Source organism: Streptomyces sp. JLBT605, from assembly GCF_058215555.1.
Window position 1 is genome coordinate 2,973,771 of the sequence record NZ_CM177087.1, and the last position, 19,554, is coordinate 2,993,324.

15 protein-coding genes and 1 pseudogene are annotated in these 19,554 nt (G+C 72.3%); 2 read left to right on the top strand and 14 right to left on the bottom strand.

Annotated elements, in window-relative coordinates; translation table 11 throughout:
* Positions 1-200: 200 nt before the first annotated feature.
* From topA to bldG, 7 genes are all read right to left on the bottom strand, one after another.
* Positions 201-3,086, bottom strand: a complete 2,886-nt coding sequence (topA, locus tag AC4BDD_RS13075; RefSeq protein WP_490691174.1) for a type I DNA topoisomerase — start codon at positions 3,084-3,086, stop codon at positions 201-203.
* Positions 3,087-3,472: 386 nt separating this feature from the next.
* Positions 3,473-3,676, bottom strand: a complete 204-nt coding sequence (locus AC4BDD_RS13080) for a hypothetical protein (protein WP_490691175.1) — start codon at positions 3,674-3,676, stop codon at positions 3,473-3,475.
* A 72-nt stretch (positions 3,677-3,748) separates the two neighbouring features.
* The gene (locus AC4BDD_RS13085; protein WP_490691176.1) at positions 3,749-5,314 is read right to left on the bottom strand and encodes a DUF7059 domain-containing protein; all 1,566 of its coding nucleotides are present in this window, start codon (positions 5,312-5,314) and stop codon (positions 3,749-3,751) included.
* 171 nt (positions 5,315-5,485) lie between these two features.
* Positions 5,486-6,061, bottom strand: coding sequence for a small secreted protein (locus AC4BDD_RS13090; protein WP_490691177.1), 576 nt, complete (start codon positions 6,059-6,061; stop codon positions 5,486-5,488).
* Positions 6,062-6,264: 203 nt separating this feature from the next.
* Positions 6,265-8,703, bottom strand: coding sequence for a sodium-translocating pyrophosphatase (locus AC4BDD_RS13095; RefSeq protein ID WP_490691178.1), 2,439 nt, complete (start codon positions 8,701-8,703; stop codon positions 6,265-6,267).
* 696 nt (positions 8,704-9,399) lie between these two features.
* Entirely contained in the window at positions 9,400-9,843 is a 444-nt protein-coding gene (locus tag AC4BDD_RS13100; RefSeq protein WP_490691179.1) for an ATP-binding protein, read from the bottom strand.
* 87 nt (positions 9,844-9,930) lie between these two features.
* Positions 9,931-10,272, bottom strand: coding sequence for an anti-sigma factor antagonist BldG (gene bldG, locus AC4BDD_RS13105; RefSeq protein WP_490691180.1), 342 nt, complete (start codon positions 10,270-10,272; stop codon positions 9,931-9,933).
* A 54-nt stretch (positions 10,273-10,326) separates the two neighbouring features.
* Between bldG and AC4BDD_RS13110 the strand changes: the two genes are divergently transcribed.
* Positions 10,327-12,846 carry a DEAD/DEAH box helicase gene (locus AC4BDD_RS13110; RefSeq protein WP_490691181.1) on the top strand — a complete coding sequence of 840 codons (2,520 nt, stop codon included), beginning with the start codon at positions 10,327-10,329 and terminating at the stop codon, positions 12,844-12,846.
* A 126-nt stretch (positions 12,847-12,972) separates the two neighbouring features.
* Here the strand turns inward: AC4BDD_RS13110 and AC4BDD_RS13115 are convergent.
* The 7 genes and pseudogenes from AC4BDD_RS13115 to ssd all read right to left on the bottom strand — a co-directional run.
* Positions 12,973-13,323 (bottom strand): annotated as a pseudogene (locus tag AC4BDD_RS13115) (Rv3654c family TadE-like protein); the annotation flags it as partial.
* Positions 13,320-13,751 (bottom strand): TadE family type IV pilus minor pilin, encoded by a 432-nt coding sequence (locus tag AC4BDD_RS13120; RefSeq protein ID WP_490691182.1) that lies wholly within the window; start codon positions 13,749-13,751, stop codon positions 13,320-13,322. The gene AC4BDD_RS13120 and the pseudogene AC4BDD_RS13115, both read right to left, overlap by 4 nt.
* A complete protein-coding gene (locus AC4BDD_RS13125; RefSeq protein ID WP_490691183.1) occupies positions 13,738-13,947 on the bottom strand; it encodes a DUF4244 domain-containing protein in 210 nt (69 codons plus the stop codon). The genes AC4BDD_RS13120 and AC4BDD_RS13125 overlap by 14 nt, the downstream gene beginning before the upstream one ends.
* Before the next feature lie 89 nt (positions 13,948-14,036).
* Positions 14,037-14,834, bottom strand: coding sequence for a type II secretion system F family protein (locus AC4BDD_RS13130; RefSeq protein WP_490691184.1), 798 nt, complete (start codon positions 14,832-14,834; stop codon positions 14,037-14,039).
* A complete protein-coding gene (locus AC4BDD_RS13135) occupies positions 14,831-15,754 on the bottom strand; it encodes a type II secretion system F family protein (protein WP_490691185.1) in 924 nt (307 codons plus the stop codon). Before AC4BDD_RS13135 ends, AC4BDD_RS13130 begins: the two co-directional genes overlap by 4 nt.
* Positions 15,751-16,935, bottom strand: a complete 1,185-nt coding sequence (locus AC4BDD_RS13140) for a TadA family conjugal transfer-associated ATPase (protein ID WP_490691186.1) — start codon at positions 16,933-16,935, stop codon at positions 15,751-15,753. Before AC4BDD_RS13140 ends, AC4BDD_RS13135 begins: the two co-directional genes overlap by 4 nt.
* The gene (gene ssd / locus AC4BDD_RS13145) at positions 16,932-18,041 is read right to left on the bottom strand and encodes a septum site-determining protein Ssd (RefSeq protein ID WP_490691187.1); all 1,110 of its coding nucleotides are present in this window, start codon (positions 18,039-18,041) and stop codon (positions 16,932-16,934) included. Before ssd ends, AC4BDD_RS13140 begins: the two co-directional genes overlap by 4 nt.
* 453 nt (positions 18,042-18,494) lie before the next feature.
* On the opposite strand from ssd, the gene AC4BDD_RS13150 reads away from it, so the two are divergent.
* A complete protein-coding gene (locus AC4BDD_RS13150; RefSeq protein ID WP_490691188.1) occupies positions 18,495-19,331 on the top strand; it encodes an HAD family hydrolase in 837 nt (278 codons plus the stop codon).
* Positions 19,332-19,554 lie beyond the last annotated feature (223 nt).

Sequence of the window (19,554 nt, forward strand, 5' to 3'; positions counted from 1 at the left end):
CCCGGGCTCCAGGGCTCGCCGGACACCAGGCGGCCGCCGGACACCAGGGCCCAGCGGACACTCGGGCACACCGGCGCCCAGGCACCCGGATCCTCCGGTACTCGGCTCCTCCGGCACCCGGCAGCGCCGCCCGGAGCCCCGGCGCACCCGAGGGAAGGCCCCGGCGCGCCCGGAACCCAGGCGCGCCCGGTCGACGGCGGTCAGCCCGCCGTGGCCGCCGAGGTGTCCGCCGGCGCCGTCTCGGCCGCCGCGGTCTTCTTGGCGGCGGCCGTCTTCTTGGCGGCCGTCGCCTTCGTCGCGGTCTTCTTCGCCGCCGCGGTCTTCTTCGCCGGGGCCTTCTTCGCCGCCGTCGTCTTCTTCGCCGTGGTGGTCTTCTTCGCGGCGGTCTTCTTGGCCGGCGCCTTCTTGACGGCCTTCTTCGCCGTCTTCTTGGCCGGGCCCTTGGCGCGCTTCTCCGCCAGCAGCTCGTAGCCGCGCTCCGGCGTGATCGTCTCCACGCTGTCGCCGGTGCGCAGCGTCGCGTTGGTCTCGCCGTCGGTGACGTACGGGCCGAAGCGGCCGTCCTTGACCACCACCGGGCGCTCACTGACCGGGTCGGTGCCCAGCTCCTTGAGCGGCGGCTTGGCCGCGGCGCGCCCACGCTGCTTGGGCTGCGCGTAGATCGCCAGCGCCTCCTCGAGCGTGATCGTGAAGAGCTGCTCTTCGTTCTCCAGTGAGCGCGAGTCGGTGCCCTTCTTGAGGTACGGGCCGTAGCGGCCGTTCTGCGCGGTGATCTCCACGCCCTCCGGGTCGGTGCCCACCACGCGCGGCAGCGACATCAGCCGGAGCGCGTCCTCCAGCGTGACGGTGTCCAGGGACATCGACTTGAACAGCGACGCGGTCCGCGGCTTGACGGCGTTCTTGCCGGTCTTCGGGGTGCCCTCGGGGAGCACCTCGGTGACGTACGGGCCGTAGCGGCCGTCCTTGGCGACGATCTCGCGGCCGGTGGCGGGGTCGGTGCCCAGCTCGATGTCGCCGCTCGGCTTGGCGAGCAGCTCCTCGGCGTAGGCCACGTTCAGCTCGTCCGGCGGCAGGTCGTCGGGGATGTCGGCGCGCTGCCCGGGCTCGCCCTCGGTCTCGCTCGGCCGCTCGATGTAGGGGCCGTAGCGGCCGACGCGCAGCACGATGCCGTTGCCGACCGGGAAGGAGGAGACCTCGCGGGCGTCGATCGCGCCCAGGTCGGTGACCAGCTCCTTGAGCCCGCCCAGGTGGTCGCCGTCGCCGTTTCCGGCCTCGGCGGCACCGCCCGCCGCGCTGCCCTCGCCGAAGTAGAAACGCTTCAGCCACGGCACGGCCTGGGCCTCGCCGCGTGCGATGCGGTCGAGGTCGTCCTCCATCCTCGCGGTGAAGTCGTAGTCGACGAGCCGGCCGAAGTGCTTCTCCAGCAGGTTCACCACGGCAAAGCTGAGGAAGGACGGGACGAGCGCCGTGCCCTTCTTGAAGACGTAGCCGCGGTCGAGGATGGTGCCGATGATCGACGCGTACGTCGACGGGCGGCCGATCTCGCGCTCTTCCAGCTCCTTGACCAGCGACGCCTCGGTGTAGCGGGCCGGCGGCTTGGTGGCGTGGCCGTCCGCGGTGATCTCCGCGGCGGTCAGCGCGTCGCCCTCGGCGACCTGCGGCAGCCGGCGCTCGCGGTCGTCGAGCTCGGCGTTCGGGTCGTCGGCGCCCTCGACGTACGCCTTCATGAAGCCGTGGAAGGTGATCGTCTTGCCGGAGGCGGAGAACTCGGCGTCCCGGCCGTCGCTCGCGGTGCCCGCGATCTTGACGGTCACCGAGTTTCCGACCGCGTCCTTCATCTGGGAGGCGACGGTCCGCTTCCAGATGAGCTCGTACAGGCGGAACTGGTCGCCGGTCAGCCCGGTCTCGGCCGGGGTGCGGAAGCGGTCGCCGGAGGGGCGGATCGCCTCGTGCGCCTCCTGGGCGTTCTTGACCTTCCCGGCGTAGGTGCGCGGCTTCTCCGGCAGGTAGTCGGCCCCGTACAACTGGGTGACCTGGGCACGGGCGGCGGCGACGGCGGTCTCCGACAGGGTCGTGGAGTCCGTACGCATATAGGTGATGAAGCCGTTCTCGTACAGCTTCTGCGCCACCTGCATGGTGGCCTTGGCGCCGAAGCCCAGCTTCCGGCTCGCCTCCTGCTGGAGGGTGGTGGTCCGGAACGGGGCGTAGGGCGCGCGGCGGTACGGCTTGGACTCGACCGAGCGGACCGCGAACCGGGTGTCCGCCAGGGCGGCGGCCAGCGCGCGGGCGGCGGCCTCGTCCAGGTGCAGCGCCTCGCTCTTCAGCTGTCCGTTCGCGCCGAAGTCACGCCCCTGGGCGACCCGGCGGCCGTCCACACTGGCCAGCCGCGCGGTGAAGGTGCCCGGATCGGCGGCGTCCCGCACGGCGCCGGCGAAGGTGCCGGTCAGGTCCCAGTACTCGGCGGAGCGGAAGGCGATGCGCTCGCGCTCCCGCTCGACGACGAGGCGGGTGGCCACCGACTGGACGCGGCCCGCCGACAGCCGCGGCATGACCTTCTTCCACAGCACCGGCGAGACCTCGTAGCCGTAGAGGCGGTCGAGGATGCGGCGGGTCTCCTGGGCGTCGACCAGCTTCTTGTTGAGCTGGCGCGGGTTGGCGACGGCCTCGCGGATCGCGTCCTTGGTGATCTCGTGGAAGACCATCCGCTTGACCGGGATCTTCGGCTTGAGGACTTCCTGCAGGTGCCAGGCGATGGCCTCGCCCTCGCGGTCCTCATCTGTGGCGAGGAAGAGTTCGTCGGAGTCCTTGAGCAGGTCCTTGAGCTTCTTGACCTGGGCCTTCTTGTCCGCGTTGACGACGTAGATCGGCTGGAAGTCGTGCTCGACGTCCACGCCGAGGCGACGCACCTCACCGGTGTACTTCTCGGGCACCTCGGCGGCGCCGTTCGGCAGGTCGCGGATGTGCCCGACGCTGGCCTCGACGACATAGCCCGGGCCCAGGTAGCCCTTGATCGTCTTCGCCTTGGCAGGCGACTCGACGATGACGAGTCGGCGGCCGCCCTGTGCGGTCTCGCTGGTCGGGGACAACTTCGCTCTTCTCTCCGGTCGGCACTCGGTGAACGGGAACTCTACGGCTCCGTGTCATTGCGGTGACGCTGCGGAGTGTGACGGTACATCCCGCCCCCGTGTCAAACGGAAAAAGCCCACAACGCCACTCGAACGGTAACCCGACAAGCGTCCTGTTTGCCGCCCGGACCGACACACCGCACCCTCGGATCCTCCACCGAAGCCCCGGTCAGAGGCATGGTCGGCCCCGCCGCAAAAAGGTCCCGGATCTTCGTTCGGCGCGCAGGGCGGGCAGAGCGACAAGCGCCCGGGAGCGGCCGCGGAAGACCGGGGCGGCGGGCCTGGGGCACCGGGAGTCGGAGGGTGAGCAGGCAGGGCAGGCGGGGCAGGCCGGAGAGGCCGGGCGGTCAGGTCGCGGCGTACTCGAGGTACCAGATTCCGCCACCGAGCGCGGCGGTGCCGATGAGCACCGTCACGACCGGTCCGGCGATCGGATGCGCACCGACCGCGACCGGCTCGCGCAGCCGGACACGTACCGCAGTCCACAGCAGCAGGGCGACGCCGAACAGCGCGAAGGCCGCCCCGGCGAAGATCGCAGGTCCGCTCTCCATGGCCGAAAGCGTCCCACTCACGGGCGGCTGCCGCTCGAACCCCAGGTGAACTCCGCGCGTCGTCTCGCACGCTCAGTCGGCGACCGGCAGCAGGAACCCCTGCTCGACCAGGAGTCGGATGGACTCCGGTGTCCGGTCGCGCAGCAGCACCGGGTCCTCCCCCAGCAACTGCGCGATGGCGTCCAGGATGCGGCCGGCGCTGAGCGATCCGTCGCACACGCCCGCGAAGCCCGCACCGACCGTGTCCACCTTGGTGGCGCGCCGCATGCCGCGGTTCTGACGGAGCACCACATGCTCCGGGTCCTCCGCGCCCGGCAGCCCGACCTGCTCCTGCACCACCCCTTCGGCCAGCCGGAAGCGGGCACCCAGCAGCGCCGCGTCATCGTGCGAGCGCAGGAAGTCCTGGCGGTCGAAGTGGGCGGCGACCACATCCCCCAGCGGCTGCTCGACGGGGTGCGGCCACTCCTCCACGGTGATCGAGGGCCGGTCCGCGCCCGACTTGCGGAGCGTGATCCAGCCAAAACCGACGGCCTTGGTCTTCCGGGCCTCGAACTCCTCCAGCCAGGCGTCGTACCGGGCGGCGTACCGCGCCGGATCGCCGAGGTGGTCGCCGGCGTCGCGCAGCCACAGCTCGGCGTACTGCGTGACGTCCTGCACCTCGCGCTGCACGATCCAGGCATCGCAGCCGGCCGGCACCCAGGAGCGCAGCCGGTCGTGCCAGTCCTCGCCCTCGATGTGCTGCCAGTTGGCGAGCAGCTGGCACCAGCCGCCGTCGTTGAGATGGGCGGCGGACTGCCGCACCAGGGTGCGGCACAGCGCGTCCCCGCTCAGGCCGCCGTCCCGGTAGACCAGCCGGGCACCGGGAGAGATGACGAAGGGCGGGTTGGAGACGATCAGGTCGTACGTCTCGTCGCCGACCGGCTCGAAGAGCGACCCCTCACGCAGATCGGCCTCCGGCGCGCCGGACAGCGCGAGCGTCAGCCGGGTGAACCGCAGCGCCCGCGGGTTGAGATCGGTGGCGGTGACCCGGGTGGCGTGCTGGGCGGCGTGCAGCGCCTGGATGCCGGAGCCGGTGCCGAGGTCGAGCGCCTTGGCCACCGGGGTGCGCACGGTCAGGCCGGCCAGCGTGGTGGACGCGCCGCCGACACCGAGGACGAGCTGCGAGCGGTCGACCCCGGCGGTGGCCGCGAGGCCGTTCGCCCCGCCGACGGCGCAGCCCAGGTCGGAGACGATCCACCAGTCCTGGCCCTCGGGCCCTCCGTAGGGGCGGACGTCCACCGCTGCCCGGATCCCGTCCGCCGCCTCCTCCTCGCCCGGCCCGGCACGCCCGTCGCCGTCGCGCACCAGCCAGCCGTCGGCGAGCAGATCGGCCACCGGCAGCACGGCGCGGGCACGCTCGTACGGCACCCGGCGCTGGAGCAGGAAGAGGCGCACCAGCGTCTCCAGCGCGCCGTCCGAACGGGTGGCGCGGTCGGCGGGCACGGTCTCACCGCGGGCGAGCGCGGCATAGGCGGGCGCGCCGAGCAGATCGAGCAGGCCGTCGGCGGTGAAGGCGGCGGCGAGCAGCGCTTCCCGGAAGCGGGCGGTGCGGCTCGGGTCGGCGGTCGGCAGCGGGGGGCTCGGCAGGTGCGTACTCACCACCCCATTGTCAGGGCAACCACCGACAATCGGCCCGCCGCACTGCCGCCGTGCCCACCCGGCGCCGTCCGTTGCTCTCGCCGCGCCGGGTCCGAGCCGCGGCGGGCCACGCCGAGCCGCGCCGAGTCCGCGCTGAGCCGCGCCAGGGCCGCGCCGACTACGCGCCGGATCTCAGCCCTTCGGGGACGGGGCCGGGGTCACCGAGGTCTTCTGGCAGACCTCCTGCTTGGCCATGGCCTTGCCGGCGTCGCTGGCCTCCAGCTTGTCCAGGGCCTTGCTGCCCGAGTCCCTGATCTTCTCCAGCTGGTCGGTGATGCCCTGGAGTCCGGCCGCGAACTTCTGCTTGTCGTTGGTGTTGAGCTCATCGGCGGACTTCTTCAGCTCCGCATACGCCTTGGAGGAGGCGTTGAGCTCGCGGACCGTCGCCTTCTGGGTGGCCTCGCCGTCGTCGACCGGCGGCGGTCCCGCATTGTCCGTGGCCTTGGCCAGTGCCGTGTACGCCTCGGAGATCTGCTGGAAGGCGGCCGACTGCGTCTTCTGCAGCTTCTTGGAATCCGTCTCGCCCGCCTCGCCCTGGATGGAAGCGGTGGCTGCCTGAATCTTCTTCAGCTGCGGCTGGATGCCCTCGCAGAACCCCTTGGCCCAGGCGTTGACCTTCTTGTCGCCGTCGTCGTCACCGCCGCAGCCGCTCAGGGCCAGTACGAGTGCCGCACCGCCGGACAGCGCCGCCACGAGCTTCTTGTTCACCGGTTTGGTCCCTTCCATGGCTCTCGGCCCGCGAACATACACGGCCGCAGGGCGGCGGCGACGAGCCGAGTGTCCCGTAGCAGCCCTATTGAAGCCATTTGCACCAAGCCTGGTGTGTCGCGGACCTCGTCGCACGGACGGGCGGGCAGGGCGCCAATGCGCTCTGCCCGCCCGCCGGTTGAGACCTTCGCGGAGGCCGCGGTTCAGGACACCACGGCCGGGTCCGCCTGGGTCGCGACCCGCTCGGCGTTGCCTTCGTCACCCACCGCGATTCCGCGCCGCTTGGACACGTACACCGCGCCGATGATGACGGCGATGGCCAGGACGGCGATCCCCGCCCGCAGCCCCGGGCTGGAGTCGTCACCGTAGGAGAACTTCACCACGGCCGGCGCGATCAGCAGCGCCACCAGGTTCATCACCTTCAGCAGCGGGTTGATGGCGGGGCCGGCGGTGTCCTTGAACGGGTCGCCGACCGTGTCGCCGATCACCGTCGCGGCGTGCGCCTCACTGCCCTTGCCGCCGTGATGACCGTCCTCCACCAGCTTCTTGGCGTTGTCCCAGGCACCACCGGAGTTGGCCAGGAAGACCGCCATCAGGGTGCCGGTGCCGATCGCTCCGGCCAGGAACGAGCCGAGCGCGCCGACCCCCAGCGAGAAGCCGACCGTGATCGGGGCCATGACCGCCAGCAGTCCGGGTGTGGCCAGCTCGCGCAGGGCGTCCTTGGTGCAGATGTCGACGACCCGCCCGTACTCCGGCGTCTCGGAGTAGTCCATGATTCCGGGCTTCTCGCGGAACTGCCGCCGGACCTCGAAGACCACCGCGCCCGCCGACCGGGACACGGCGTTGATCGCCAGACCGGAGAAGAGGAAGACCACGGCGGCGCCGAGGACCAGACCGACCAGGTTGTTCGGCTGCGAGATGTCCAGGCTCAGATTCATCTCACCGGCCACGTCGACGTTCACATCGTCGATCGCGTCGGCGATGGCATCACGGTAGGAACCGAAGAGCGCGGCGGCGGCGAGCACGGCCGTCGCGATGGCGATGCCCTTGGTGATGGCCTTGGTGGTGTTGCCGACCGCGTCGAGGTCGGTGAGGACCTGGGCCCCCGCGCCCTCCACGTCACCGGACATCTCGGCGATGCCCTGGGCGTTGTCGGAGACCGGGCCGAAGGTGTCCATGGCGACGATGACGCCGACGGTGGTCAGCAGGCCGGTGCCGGCGAGCGCGACCGCGAACAGCGCCAGCATGATGCTGGTGCCGCCGAGCAGGAACGCGCCGTAGACGGCGAGCCCGATGAGCACCGCGGAGTAGACCGCGGACTCCAGGCCGATGGAGATACCGGAGAGCACGACGGTGGCCGGGCCGGTCAGCGAGGTCTTCCCGATGTCCCTCACGGGCCGCCGGTTGGTCTCGGTGAAGTAGCCGGTGAGCTGCTGGATGAGCGCGGCGAGCACGATGCCGATGGCCACCGCGACCAGCGCCAGCACCTGGGGGTTGCCGTCGTGGCCGAGGATGTCCTGGTCGGTGACCCCGTCCAGTTCGGCGTAGGAGGACGGCAGATAGGCGAAGACCGCGACGCCGACCAGCACCAGCGAGATCACCGCGGAGATGAAGAAGCCACGGTTGATGGCGGTCATTCCGCTGCGGTCCGCGCGGCGTGGCGCCACCGCGAAGATGCCGATCATCGCCGTGAGGACGCCGATGGCCGGGACGAGCAGCGGGAAGGCGAGGCCCGAATCACCGAAGGCCACCTTGCCGAGGATCAGCGCGGCTACCAGCGTCACGGCGTAGGACTCGAAGAGGTCCGCCGCCATGCCCGCGCAGTCGCCGACGTTGTCGCCGACGTTGTCCGCGATGGTCGCGGCATTGCGCGGGTCGTCCTCCGGAATGCCCTGCTCGACCTTGCCGACGAGGTCGGCGCCGACGTCGGCGGCCTTGGTGAAGATGCCGCCGCCGACTCGCATGAACATCGCGATCAGGGCGGCGCCGAGGCCGAATCCCTCCAGCACCTTGGGGGCGTCGGCGGCGTAGACCAGGACGACGCAGGACGCGCCGAGCAGGCCCAACCCGACCGTGAACATGCCGACCACGCCGCCGGTGCGGAAGGCGATCTTCATCGCCCGGTGCGAAACGGCGGTCAGATCCTGGCTCCGGCCGCCCGGGGCGGAAGCGTCCTCACCATCGGAATCGGCGGAAGAAGACGCCGCCGGGGACGCCTCACGCGCGGCGGCCGCCACCCGCACATTGCTGCGCACGGCGAGCCACATGCCGAGATACCCGGTGGCCGCCGAGAATGCCGCACCGACCAGAAAGAACACGGAACGGCCGATGCGCTGCGACCAGTCGTCCGCCGGCAGCAGCATGAGCAGGAAGAAAACGATCACGGCGAAACCGCTGAGGGTGCGCAACTGCCGTGCCAGATAGGCATTCGCGCCTTCCTGGACGGCCGCGGCGATCTTCTTCATGTTGTCCGTGCCCTCGCCCGCCGCGAGCACTTGTCGTACCAGCACCAGGCCGACGGCGAGTGCCGCCACCGCCACGGCGGCGATCACCAGCACGATCACGCGGTTGTCGTCGGTCAGCTCCGCGGCGGCCAGGGTTGAGGAAAGGTCAAGCTGATGAGGGGTGAGAGGCCCCGCCATTCGTCCTCCTTGACGTTTGGCACATGGGCGCGCAGCTGTTCTGCGACCGCAGGACAGCCGCCACGCTCAGGCGTCCTGAGCTCAAGATGTGGACGGATTGTAGGGAGTTGGATCTGATCAAAACAGGGCGCCGCAAAGGGAATTCGCCTACACCAGGGAAGATCAATAGGTTTAGCTCCCGCAATTCCCCCGGACGAAGGAAAGGGAGTAATTCGCTGACGATCACGAAGTGATCATTGAATGGATCATCAAATGATCAGGGAATCCTGTGAACGGTCCTGTTCAGGGTGCGCCCGTCGATGGCCGGCCGGGGCTGTCTCACCACCGGATGGAGTGGCATCTGCGGGCGGTCCGCCTTCGGACGGAGGCGGACGGGGGCCGAGCGGAGAACCGACCGCGGCCGGCAAGCGGGGCCGAAAGCCGCACGCGCGAGCGAACCGCGAGGGAACCGCAAGGGAACCGCAAGGGAGCGAGGACCAGCCGCAGGCGGAGCTCTCAGGCGAGAGTGGGGGTTCTCAGGCGGCGGGGGTTCTCAGGCGGCCGAGGGCCGCAGGCGTGGGGTCCGCCGCAGGCGTGGGTTCGCCGCAGGAATCGGGTTCGCCGCGTGGGTTCGCGCTTGGGGGCGGATGCGGGGCCCGAAGCCGCGGAGGCCCGCCTGGCGGTACGCGGCGGCGCCCGGCACCGGGCGCGGGGCGTCTACGGGAGGGTGGGCGCGGGCGTGGTCGGCCAGCTCATACGGATGACCCCACCGGCCTCGGACGCCGAGACCTCGACGTCGTCGACGAGCCCGCTGATCACCGCGAGGCCCATCTGGTCATCGCTGTCGGCCGCCTCCTCGGCGCCGGCGGCTCCGCCTTCCCCAGGGGCTCCGGGCCCGGTACTGGTGGGGCGCGGCGCCTCGTCGCCGACCTCGATGGAGAACTTCTTCTCCTCCTCGGTCAGCACGACGCGGACCGGGGCGGTCACCCCGATGCTCTGGTGGAGTCCGACGGCACGGCTGCATGCCTCACCGACGGCGAGACGCACCTCGTCGAGGACCGCCTCGTCCACCCCGGCCCGGCGGGCCACGGCGGCCGCGACCAGACGGGCGGTCCGCACGTGTTCGGGCAGAGCGCTGAAGCGGAGTTCGACGGTGGCCATGCCATCCCCCTCGGATGTCCGGGCGTGCGTCTCAGGGGGCCGGGCGGGTCCGCCCGGTACCCCCTTCGGTCTTCCCGCGGAGACTGGTCAGTCAGTCGCCGCGACGGCGTCCTCGACCGAGGTGTGGATGGGGAACACCTTGGTCAGGCCGGTGATACGGAAGATCTTGAGAATGCGCTCCTGGTTGCACACCAGGCGCAGCGAGCCCTCGTGGGCACGCACCCGCTTCAGGCCGCCGACGAGCACGCCGAGCCCGGTGGAGTCGAGGAAGTCGACGCCCTCCATGTCGACGACCAGGTGGTAGCTGCCGTCGTTGACAAGCTCGACCAACTGCTCGCGCAGCTTGGGCGCGGTGTAAACATCAATCTCGCCACCGACCTCGACGACCGTGCGGTCGCCTACGGTCCGGGTCGTCAGGGACAGGTCCACGGATCCTCCAGCACCTTGCATCGAGCGGTCGCCCCCCATGGATCGGCAGCCGCGATGGCATTCAATCACTTACCTGCAGGCGCGCACGACGCCTTGAGCCCATTGTCCGTCAGTCCGGTGACACACTCGGTGTCGATGGCCCACAACCAACTCCCGCCGCAGGCGGGCATACGCCCCTCACCCCGGACCGTACTCGGGCGGATCACCGGTGGGGCGGATAGGGCTGCGCGCATCACTCATACGGAGCACTTGCCCCCGCGCATCGGCAGCCATGCCACCTGGCCTGATCGAATCCGGCCGGAAGTGATCGACGCTATTCGGGCTGCGGGAATCGAGCGTCCGTGGAAACACCAGGCCCGTACCGCCGAACGGGCGGTACGCGGTGAGTCGGTGGTGGTCGCGACGGGCACCGCCTCGGGCAAGTCGCTGGCCTATCTGGCACCCGTGCTCAGCGCCCTGCTGGAGGGGGCGGAGCCCGCGCACTCCGCTCCCGGGCGGGAAGGACGGCCTGGGGGCCCGGCCCGGAGCGGCGGCGGGCCGCGTCGGGCCGGCGGCCGTGGGGCCACCGCGCTCTACCTCGCGCCGACCAAGGCCCTCGCCGCCGACCAGCGGCGCACCGTCGCCGAGCTGGCCGCGCCGCTCGGCACCGCGGTGCGCGCCGCGGTCTACGACGGCGACACCCCGGTCGAGGAGCGTGACTGGGTCCGTGAGCACGCGAACTACGTGCTTACCAACCCGGACATGCTGCACCGCGGCATCCTGCCCGCCCACGCCCGCTGGTCCTCCTTCCTCCGCTCGCTGCGCTATGTGGTGATCGACGAATGCCACACCTATCGGGGGGTCTTCGGCTCGCACGTCGCCCAGGTACTGCGCCGGCTGCGCCGCGTCTGCGCCCGCTACGGCTCCTCCCCGGTCTTCCTCCTCGCCTCAGCCACCGCCGCCGACCCGGGGCAGGCGGCGACCCGGCTGACCGGTCTGCCGGTCACGGAGATCACCGAGGACGCCTCGCCCCGCGGCGAGGTCGTCTTCGCCCTCTGGGAACCCCCGCTCACCGAGCTACACGGCGAGCGGGGTGCTCCGGTGCGCCGGACGGCGACCGCCGAGTCGGCCGATCTCCTCACCGATCTGGCCGTCCAGGGCGTCCGCACCATCACCTTCGTCCGGTCCCGGCGGGGCGCCGAGCTCATCGCCCTGATCGCCCAGGAGCGCCTGGCCTCCGTGGACCGGTCCCTGCCTTCCCGTGTCGCGGCCTACCGGGGCGGCTATCTGCCCGAGGAGCGCCGTGCGCTGGAGCGCGCCCTGCACTCCGGTGAACTGCTCGGGCTCGCCGCCACCAGCGCCCTCGAACTCGGCATGGACATCGCTGGTCTCGACGCCGTCGTGATCACCGGCTACCCCGGCACCCGTGCGTCCCTGTGGCAGCAGGCCGGACGGGCCGGGCGGGCCGGCCAGGGCGCGCTGGCCGTCCTGGTGGCACGGGACGACCCGCTGGACACCTATCTCGTCCACCATCCCGAAGCGCTCTTCCGGCAGCCGGTCGAGTCCACCGTCCTCGACCCGGACAACCCGTACGTGCTCGCCCCCCATCTGTGCGCGGCCGCCGCCGAGCTGCCGCTCACCGACGCGGACCTGGAACTCTTCGGCCCCGCGGCGCCGCAGCTGATGCCCCAGCTGGAGCAGCGGAAGCTGCTGCGCCGCCGCGCCACCGCCTGGCACTGGACCCGCCGGGAGCGGGCGGTCGACCTCACCGACATCCGCGGCACCGGCGGCCGGCCGGTCCAGGTCGTGGAAGCGGCCACCGGGCGGCTGCTGGGGACAGTGGACGCCGCCGCCGCGCACGCCACCGTCCACGACGGTGCCGTCCACCTCCATCAGGGCCGCACCTATCTGGTCCGGCACCTCGACCTGGAGGACTCGGTCGCCCTGGTCGAGCAGGCCAGTCCGCCCTATTCGACGACGGCCCGGGACACCACGGCGATCTCCATCCTGGAGACCACCACCGAAGTGCCGTGGGGCGATGCGCGGCTGTGCTTCGGCTCCGTCGAGGTAACCAATCAGGTCGTCTCCTTCCTCCGTCGCAAACTCATCACCGGCGAGGTGCTGGGCGAATCCAAGCTCGACCTGCCACCGCGCACCCTGCGCACCCGAGCCGTGTGGTGGACGGTGACCGAGGACCAGCTCGAGGACGCCCGGGTCTCCCCCGAGGCCCTCGGCGGGGCGCTGCACGCCGCCGAGCACGCCTCGATCGGCATGCTGCCGCTCTTCGCCACCTGCGACCGATGGGACATCGGTGGCGTCTCGGTCCCGCTGCATCCGGACACGCTGCTGCCGACCGTCTTCGTCTACGACGGCCACCCCGGCGGGGCGGGCTTCGCCGAGCGGGCCTTCCACACCGCTGGTCGCTGGCTCACCGCCACCCGTGAGGCGATCGCGGCCTGCGAGTGCGAGTCCGGCTGCCCGTCCTGCATCCAGTCGCCCAAGTGCGGCAACGGCAACGATCCGCTCGACAAGAGGGCCGCCATCCGGCTGCTGGCCACTCTCCTGGCCGGAGCGCCCCCGTCCGACGAGGACTGACCGGCGTCCGGCACGTCCAGCTCGTGCGGCACGTCCAGCACGTGCGGCGTGTGCTGCACGTGCGGCGTGTGCTGCACGTGCGGCCCCGTCGGCGGCGGGCTCACCGCGCCCCTGGTCGGCTCGGTCCGGTACGGCTCCCGGGTCCGCCGGGCCCGCCCGGGACCGCACCCGGGAGGTGAACGGGCCGGTCCGCACCTCGGCCGTCAGGTCCGCGATCTCGCCCAGTACGGCGCACCGCACCACGCGGGCCCCTTGCGCGGCCGCCACCCGGCCGGCGAGGCGGCACGCGGAGTGCGGGCCGTCCAGGGCGTGATCGGCCGCCGCGAGCGCCGCAAGATCCGCCGCCGCGCCCGCCCGGTGCCGGGCGATCATCGCCTGCCCCATCATGAACAGCGCCGCGAAGAGTGCGCAGAGCGCCGTGGCGGCCACCGCGGCCCACACCGTGGCCGAGCCGCGGTCTCCCGTCCGGCGGCTCATGGCACCGCCTCCCCGGACGGCCCCCGCTCTGCCGTGCCCCGCCCGGCCTCGTCCTCCGCGAGAGCGACCGCCTCGCCGTGCAGCCTGACTGTCAGCGGCCCGGGGCCGGCCGCGCGTGCCTCGACGCGCACCCGGACGAGACCGCCCTCGCGTCGCAGCACGATCTTCGCCCCTTTGGGCGCCGCCGAACGGGCGGCCGCCACCGCCTCGGCGGGTGACTCGGAGCGAGCCGCCGCGCGTGCGCCGGCCCGCGCCGCGTCCACCGCCCTGAGTTGCGCCGAGGCGGCCATCAGCGCCCAGATCAGCGCCGCGGCGAAGAGCACCAGGACCGGTGCGGCGACGGCTGCCTCCGCGGTGACGAACCCTCCGTCGGCGACCGGGCGCCGCACGCCCCGCGCGGCCCGGCCCCCAGCGTCAGAACTGCGCATCGAGCGCCCTCTCGATCACCGAGCGCAGAGCGCTGTTGACCGGTCCGCTGGTCACCACCTTGTAGAGCACCGCGGCGAAGGCACACGCCGCGACCGTCCCCATCGCGTATTCCGCGGTGGTCATCCCCGCCTCGGCCCGGGCCCGCAGAGCCGCCCGCACCACCGCCAGCCGCCGGGCACACCATCGCTTGACCATTCCGTCCCCCTTGTCATCTCTCTGGTGAGTTGTCAGTGAGCGTTTCTTTGACCCACTGCCGAGTGATCCGCTGTTCTCTTGATCCCTTGTCAGTGGGCGTTCGCCAGGCCTCCGCTGAGCCCGACGACCATCGGCACCACTCCGGTGAGCAGGAAGGCGGGCAGGAAGCACAGCCCCAGCGGAGCGGTGGTCAGCACCTGCGCCCGCCCGGCTCGTTCCCCGGCCGCCCTGCTCTGATCGGCGCGGCAGTCGGCGGCCAGCCGGGCGACCGCCTCCACCGCGGGAACGCCCGTCGTACCGGCCCGCTCCAGGCAGTCCGCCAGCCGGGCGGCGCCGGGCAGGGCGCCCACGCGGCCCCATGCCTCGGCGGGTTCGGCGCCCAGCCGCAGCTCGGCGGCGGCCTGGGCCAGTTGTCGGCCGACCTGTCCACCGAGGGATCTGCCGACGGCTTCCGCCGCTTCCCCGGGCCCGGCTCCGGCGGCCAGACAGGCGGCCAGGAGATCGGCCGCCAGGGGAAGTCGGGGAGCCACGGCCCCTTCCGCCGCGGCCTTGGCGCCTTCCTGGGCCGCCCTCCGGCGCCGCCACCAGACGAGGCCGTACGCCCCGGCGAGTCCGAGGAGGAAGCCCCCGAGCCCGCCGACGAGGATGATCCCCATCGGCACGACGGTGACCGGCAGCAGCCAGGTACGCAGCACGGCCGGCCGATCACGCCTTCGGCCGCGCCGCCCGGCCCGGCCTCGGCGCGGCCGGGGTCCGGCGCCCAGCAGGACGGCCATCCGTCGCCGCAGGGCCCGGTCCCGCCGCGCCTGCCCGAGCGCCGCCGCACACATCAGCACCGACACCACGGCGAGCGCCATCCCCAGCCTGTGGACAACTTCTCCACTCATGCGCCCTCCTCCCCTCCGGCACCGGCCGCCGTCCGCACCAGTCGCGCGGTCCACGCGAGCCCGGCCCACTCCAGAAGCCCGCCGAGCACCAGGCCCCCCAGGCCGATCGGCGTGTGCAGCAGGATCCGCAGCGGCTCGGCGCCCATCGCCGTGCCGATCAGCAGCACGAACACGGGCAGCACCGTGAGCACCAGCCCGGTCGCCCGCTGCGACGCCAACTGGGCGCGCAACTGCTCCCGCTGGTCGCGCTCGGCACGCAGCGCCGCGCCCACCCGGTCCAGACCGGCCGCGAGCCCCGCCCCGCCGTCGACCGCCACCTGCCAGCACGCGGCCACCCCGGTCAGCCCCTCGGAGCCCGGTGAGCGCGCCGCCTGCCGCAGCGCGGCGGGCACGTCCCCGCCGAACCGCGCCGCGGCCGGCACCAGCGGCCAGCGCTCGCCGAGGTCGTCCGGGCGGGCGGCGAGCAGGGCCTCGCCCGGCTGCCGGCCGGCGCGCAGCTCACCGGCGACCGTGCCGCACAGCTCGATCACCTCGCCGACCCGCCGCTCCCGGTCGCGGCGCGCCTCCCGCCGCCGCAGCCAGCGGCCCACCACCGGTACTGCCACCAGCGCGGCCAGGAGCGGGATGACCGAGGCACCGAGCACAGCCACTACACAGCCGATCGGCAGGCACAGGACCTCACGCCCGAGCCGTCCGCCATACCGCGCCCGCCAGCGGTCCCGCAGCGCCGCGGCGGCGTCCGCCGCGCGCCACCCGGACCGGACGCCACCCGGCCGCAGGACGCCTCCTGCGCCGACGAACAGCAGCTCGGCCCGGCGCAGATGGGGGTCCCGCCCGGCGAGCAGCCACAGTGCCACCCCGGCGCACAGCATCGCGGCACACAGCGGCAGCGAGGCGGGGAGCGTAGCCGCGCCCGTCATGCCGCACCCCCGCCCCGCAGGCACAGCCTCCGCAACCGCTGCCATCCCGCGGCCTGTTCGAACCCGTCCGCTCCCCACAGGGCGGCGGGCACGGTCGTCACGAAGCCCGCCCGGTCGCGCTCCAGGACGTGCAATTCGGCGATCCGGCGCCGCCCGCCCCGGTCCCGCACCAGATGAATCACCACCGACAGGGCCGCCGCCAACTGGCTGTGCAGCGCGGCCCGATCGAGGCCGGCCGTCGAGCCGAGCGCCTCCAGTCGGGCGGGGACATCGGACGCCGCGTTGGCGTGCACCGTGCCGCAACCGCCTTCGTGGCCGGTGTTGAGGGCCGCGAGCAGGTCGGTCACCTCCTCGCCGCGGACCTCGCCGACGACGAGACGGTCCGGGCGCATCCGCAGCGCCTGCCGCACCAGATCCCGCAGCGTCACCAGGCCCTTGCCCTCCTGGTTGGCAGGGCGGCTCTCCAGCCGGACCACATGGGGGTGGTCCGGCCGCAGCTCGGCCGAGTCCTCGGCCAGCACGATCCGCTCATCCGGGCCCACCAGCCCAAGCAGCGTGCTGAGCAGCGTGGTCTTGCCAGAACCGGTGCCTCCGCTGATGACGTACGACAGCCGCGCGTCGAGCATGGCGCGCAGCAGCGGCTCGCCGTCCGGCGGCACCGTGCCCGCCGCCACCAGCTCCGGCAGGGTGAACGCGCGCGGCCTGACGACCCGCAGCGACAGGCAGGTGGAACCGACGGCCACCGGGGGCAGCACGGCGTGCAGCCGTGTGCCGTCCGGCAGACGGGCGTCCACCCATGGCCGGGCGTCGTCCAGGCGCCGGCCGGCCACGGCGGCGAGCCGCTGGGCGAGCCGGCGGATGGCGGCCGCGTCGCCGAATCGGACCGCGGTGCGCTCCAGCCCGGCGCCACGGTCCACCCATACCTGGTCCGGCGCGGTGACCAGCACGTCGGTGACGTCCGGGGCGGCGAGCAGGGGCTCCAACGGGCCGGTGCCGACCAGTTCTGAGCGCAGGGACTCCACGATGCCGAGCACTTCGGTGTCGCCGAGCAGCCTGCCCTCCTCACGCAGCGCCGCGGCGACCCGGGCGGGGGTGGGCTCCACGCCGCTGGCCGCCAGCCGCAGCCGCACCGCGTCCAGCAGCTCGGGAGGTTCATGCAGGGCGCCGCTGATGCCGGTCATGCCGCGACACCCCCTCCGCTGGGCATCGCCTGAGCCCAGAACTCGTCGCAGAAGCGGGCCAGCGGACCGCGCGCGCTGCCGCCCGGCGGCCTGCCCTCGGCCAGTACGTCGGCCAGCCCCGGCTCCTGAGGCACCTCCCCGGCCAGCGGCAGCCCCAGCAGGCGCGCGATCTCCTCGTCGTCCAGGCCGGATCCGAACGGCCCGCGGACCACCGCCCGCAGGTCGCGCAGCACCATCCCCACGGTGGACGCCACCCGGTGGGCGGCGGCGACGGCGCGCAGCTCGGCCGGCACCACCAGCAGACCGATGTCCAGCTGTGCCAGCGCCTCGGCGGCCGCGTCATCGACCCGGCGCGGCAGGTCCACCACCACGACTCCGCCTCGCCGGCGCGCCGCCGCGAGCACCGAACGCATCGCGGACGGCTGGATGACCACCGAGTCGCCGCGGTCCCAGCTGAGCACCCGTAGGGAGTGCAGTTCGGGGAGCGACTCCTCCAGCGCGCCGCCGGCGACCCTGCCGCGTGATTCGGCGAAGGCCGGCCAGCGCAGCCCCTGCGCCGTCTCGCCGCCGAGCAGCACATCGAGTCCGCCGCCCAGCGGATCCCCGTCGATGAGCATGGTGCGCCTGCCACTTCGGGCCGCGGTCACCGCCAGGGCGCAGGCGAGAGTGCTGGCGCCCGCTCCTCCCCGGCCGCCGATGACGCCGACGGTCAGGGCTTGGCGGCCGACCCCCTCGGCCACGTCGGCGATCCGGTCCACCAGCCAGGTCTCCGCGTCGGGCAGGAAGAGGACATGGTCCGCGCCCACGTCGACGGCGCGCCGCCAGATGCCGTGGTCGTCGAGGTCCCGCCCGATGAGCAGCACGCCGGCCCTGCGGGCCCGCCCGGTCAGCCGGGAGACGGAGTCGTCGCCGACCAGGATCAGCGGCGCGCCTTCCCAACTGCCCCGGCGCGTCGGCGCGCCATGGGCCACCTCCGGCTCGGCCCCGGCTGCCGCACACAACCGCAGCAGGTCATCCAGCAGTGCCTCGTCCTCGGTGACGATCAGCGGCCTGGTCTGGCCTGACCCGGCCGCCGACCGCCGCTCGGGTGTCATGGATCCCGGCATGGTCCCTCCCCATCGTTAGGCGCGCTTTCACGACTGCGAACATCACGCGCCGACTTTGATGAGAATCACCGTGCTGCGATCCGGAAAATCTTGCGGATCTTGGTCGAAAACCGTGGACAACTCATCAGTTGTGAATATCCCAATCACCTATACCGGTGACTTCCGGAGAGCACTCTGGCGATTACCCACAGTTACAGCGCACGATCACGAGAAGACAGCGCCACAGCGGCGCGAACGAGCGGGAGGGGCCCGATGAGAGCGGCGAAAATGCGTCCGGACATGCGACGACCCCCGCCGGGGGGGAGAGCGGGGGTCGTCCCCACGGCCGACTCGGGGGGGGAGGAGTCGGACCGGGTTAGCACGGTCGCGAACGATCCGTGACTTCCATGGTGTACCCGAAGCCCTTCTCAAGCAAACCCACGCGCCACACCTTACGCCGAATGGTGGGCCCCTATGCTCGGCGTCGTGGAAAACCACTCCCTGCCTCGCGCAGCCGCGTTCTTTGACCTGGACAAGACGGTCATTGCGAAGTCGAGCACGCTCACCTTCAGCAAGTCCTTCTACCAAGGTGGACTGATCAACCGCCGCGCCGCACTGCGGACGGCTTACATCCAGTTCGTCTTCCTCGCCGGAGGGGCCGACCACGATCAGATGGAGCGCATGCGGGAGTACCTCTCGTCGCTCTGCCGTGGCTGGAACGTCCAGCAGGTCCGCGAGATCGTCGCCGAGACCCTGCACGAGCTCATCGACCCGATCATCTACGACGAGGCCGCCTCGCTCATCGAGGAGCACCACGCCGCCGGCCGGGATGTCGTGATCGTCAGCACATCGGGTGCCGAGGTCGTGGAGCCCATCGGCGAGCTCCTGGGCGCGGACCGGGTGGTCGCCACCCGCATGGTCATCGAGGACGGCGTCTTCACCGGCGAGGTGGAGTACTACGCCTACGGCCCGACGAAGGCCCAGGCGATCGCCGAGCTCGCGGAGTCCGAGGGCTACGACCTCGCGCGCTGCTACGCCTACAGCGACTCCGCGACCGACCTCCCCATGCTGCAGTCGGTCGGCCACCCGCACGCGGTGAATCCGGACCGGGCTCTGCGCCGGGAGGCTGCCGCCCAGGACTGGCCGATACTCACCTTCGACCGGCCGGTCCGGCTCAAGCAGCGGCTCCCCTCGCTCTCGATGCCGCCACGGCCGGTGCTGGCCGTCGCCGCCGCGGCCGGTGCCGCCGCGGCCGCCGCGGGACTGGTCTGGTACGTCAATCGGCGGCGCACGCCGAATGTTCGGGTTTGAGGCCAAAAGCAAAGGTCTGGGAGCCACGACTACCGCTCCGCCCCGAGCGGAGGTAGAAAGGAAGCACGGCCCGCGAGACCAGGGGTATCCGGGAGGAACCCAGTACGCACCAAGGCCCCACGGACCGATGCATGAATGCCGGGCACCCACGCGACGTCGACCCGTCGATTACGGGCCAGCCGCACCAGGCGACGGGCAAAGACCCCGGCCTGATGGGCGAACA

Bases quoted from the DNA above. Each gene is read 5' to 3' on its own strand.
- AC4BDD_RS13080 (WP_490691175.1), bottom strand. From the start codon at position 3,676: ATGGAGAGCGGACCTGCGATCTTCGCCGGGGCGGCCTTCGCGCTGTTC.
- AC4BDD_RS13095 (WP_490691178.1), bottom strand. From the start codon at position 8,703: ATGGCGGGGCCTCTCACCCCTCATCAGCTTGACCTTTCCTCAACCCTG.
- AC4BDD_RS13100 (WP_490691179.1), bottom strand. From the start codon at position 9,843: ATGGCCACCGTCGAACTCCGCTTCAGCGCTCTGCCCGAACACGTGCGG.
- AC4BDD_RS13110 (WP_490691181.1), top strand. From the start codon at position 10,327: ATGGCATTCAATCACTTACCTGCAGGCGCGCACGACGCCTTGAGCCCA.
- AC4BDD_RS13120 (WP_490691182.1), bottom strand. From the start codon at position 13,751: ATGCGCAGTTCTGACGCTGGGGGCCGGGCCGCGCGGGGCGTGCGGCGC.
- AC4BDD_RS13125 (WP_490691183.1), bottom strand. From the start codon at position 13,947: ATGGTCAAGCGATGGTGTGCCCGGCGGCTGGCGGTGGTGCGGGCGGCT.
- AC4BDD_RS13130 (WP_490691184.1), bottom strand. From the start codon at position 14,834: ATGAGTGGAGAAGTTGTCCACAGGCTGGGGATGGCGCTCGCCGTGGTG.
- AC4BDD_RS13135 (WP_490691185.1), bottom strand. From the start codon at position 15,754: ATGACGGGCGCGGCTACGCTCCCCGCCTCGCTGCCGCTGTGTGCCGCG.
- AC4BDD_RS13140 (WP_490691186.1), bottom strand. From the start codon at position 16,935: ATGACCGGCATCAGCGGCGCCCTGCATGAACCTCCCGAGCTGCTGGAC.
- ssd (WP_490691187.1), bottom strand. From the start codon at position 18,041: ATGCCGGGATCCATGACACCCGAGCGGCGGTCGGCGGCCGGGTCAGGC.
- AC4BDD_RS13150 (WP_490691188.1), top strand. From the start codon at position 18,495: ATGCTCGGCGTCGTGGAAAACCACTCCCTGCCTCGCGCAGCCGCGTTC.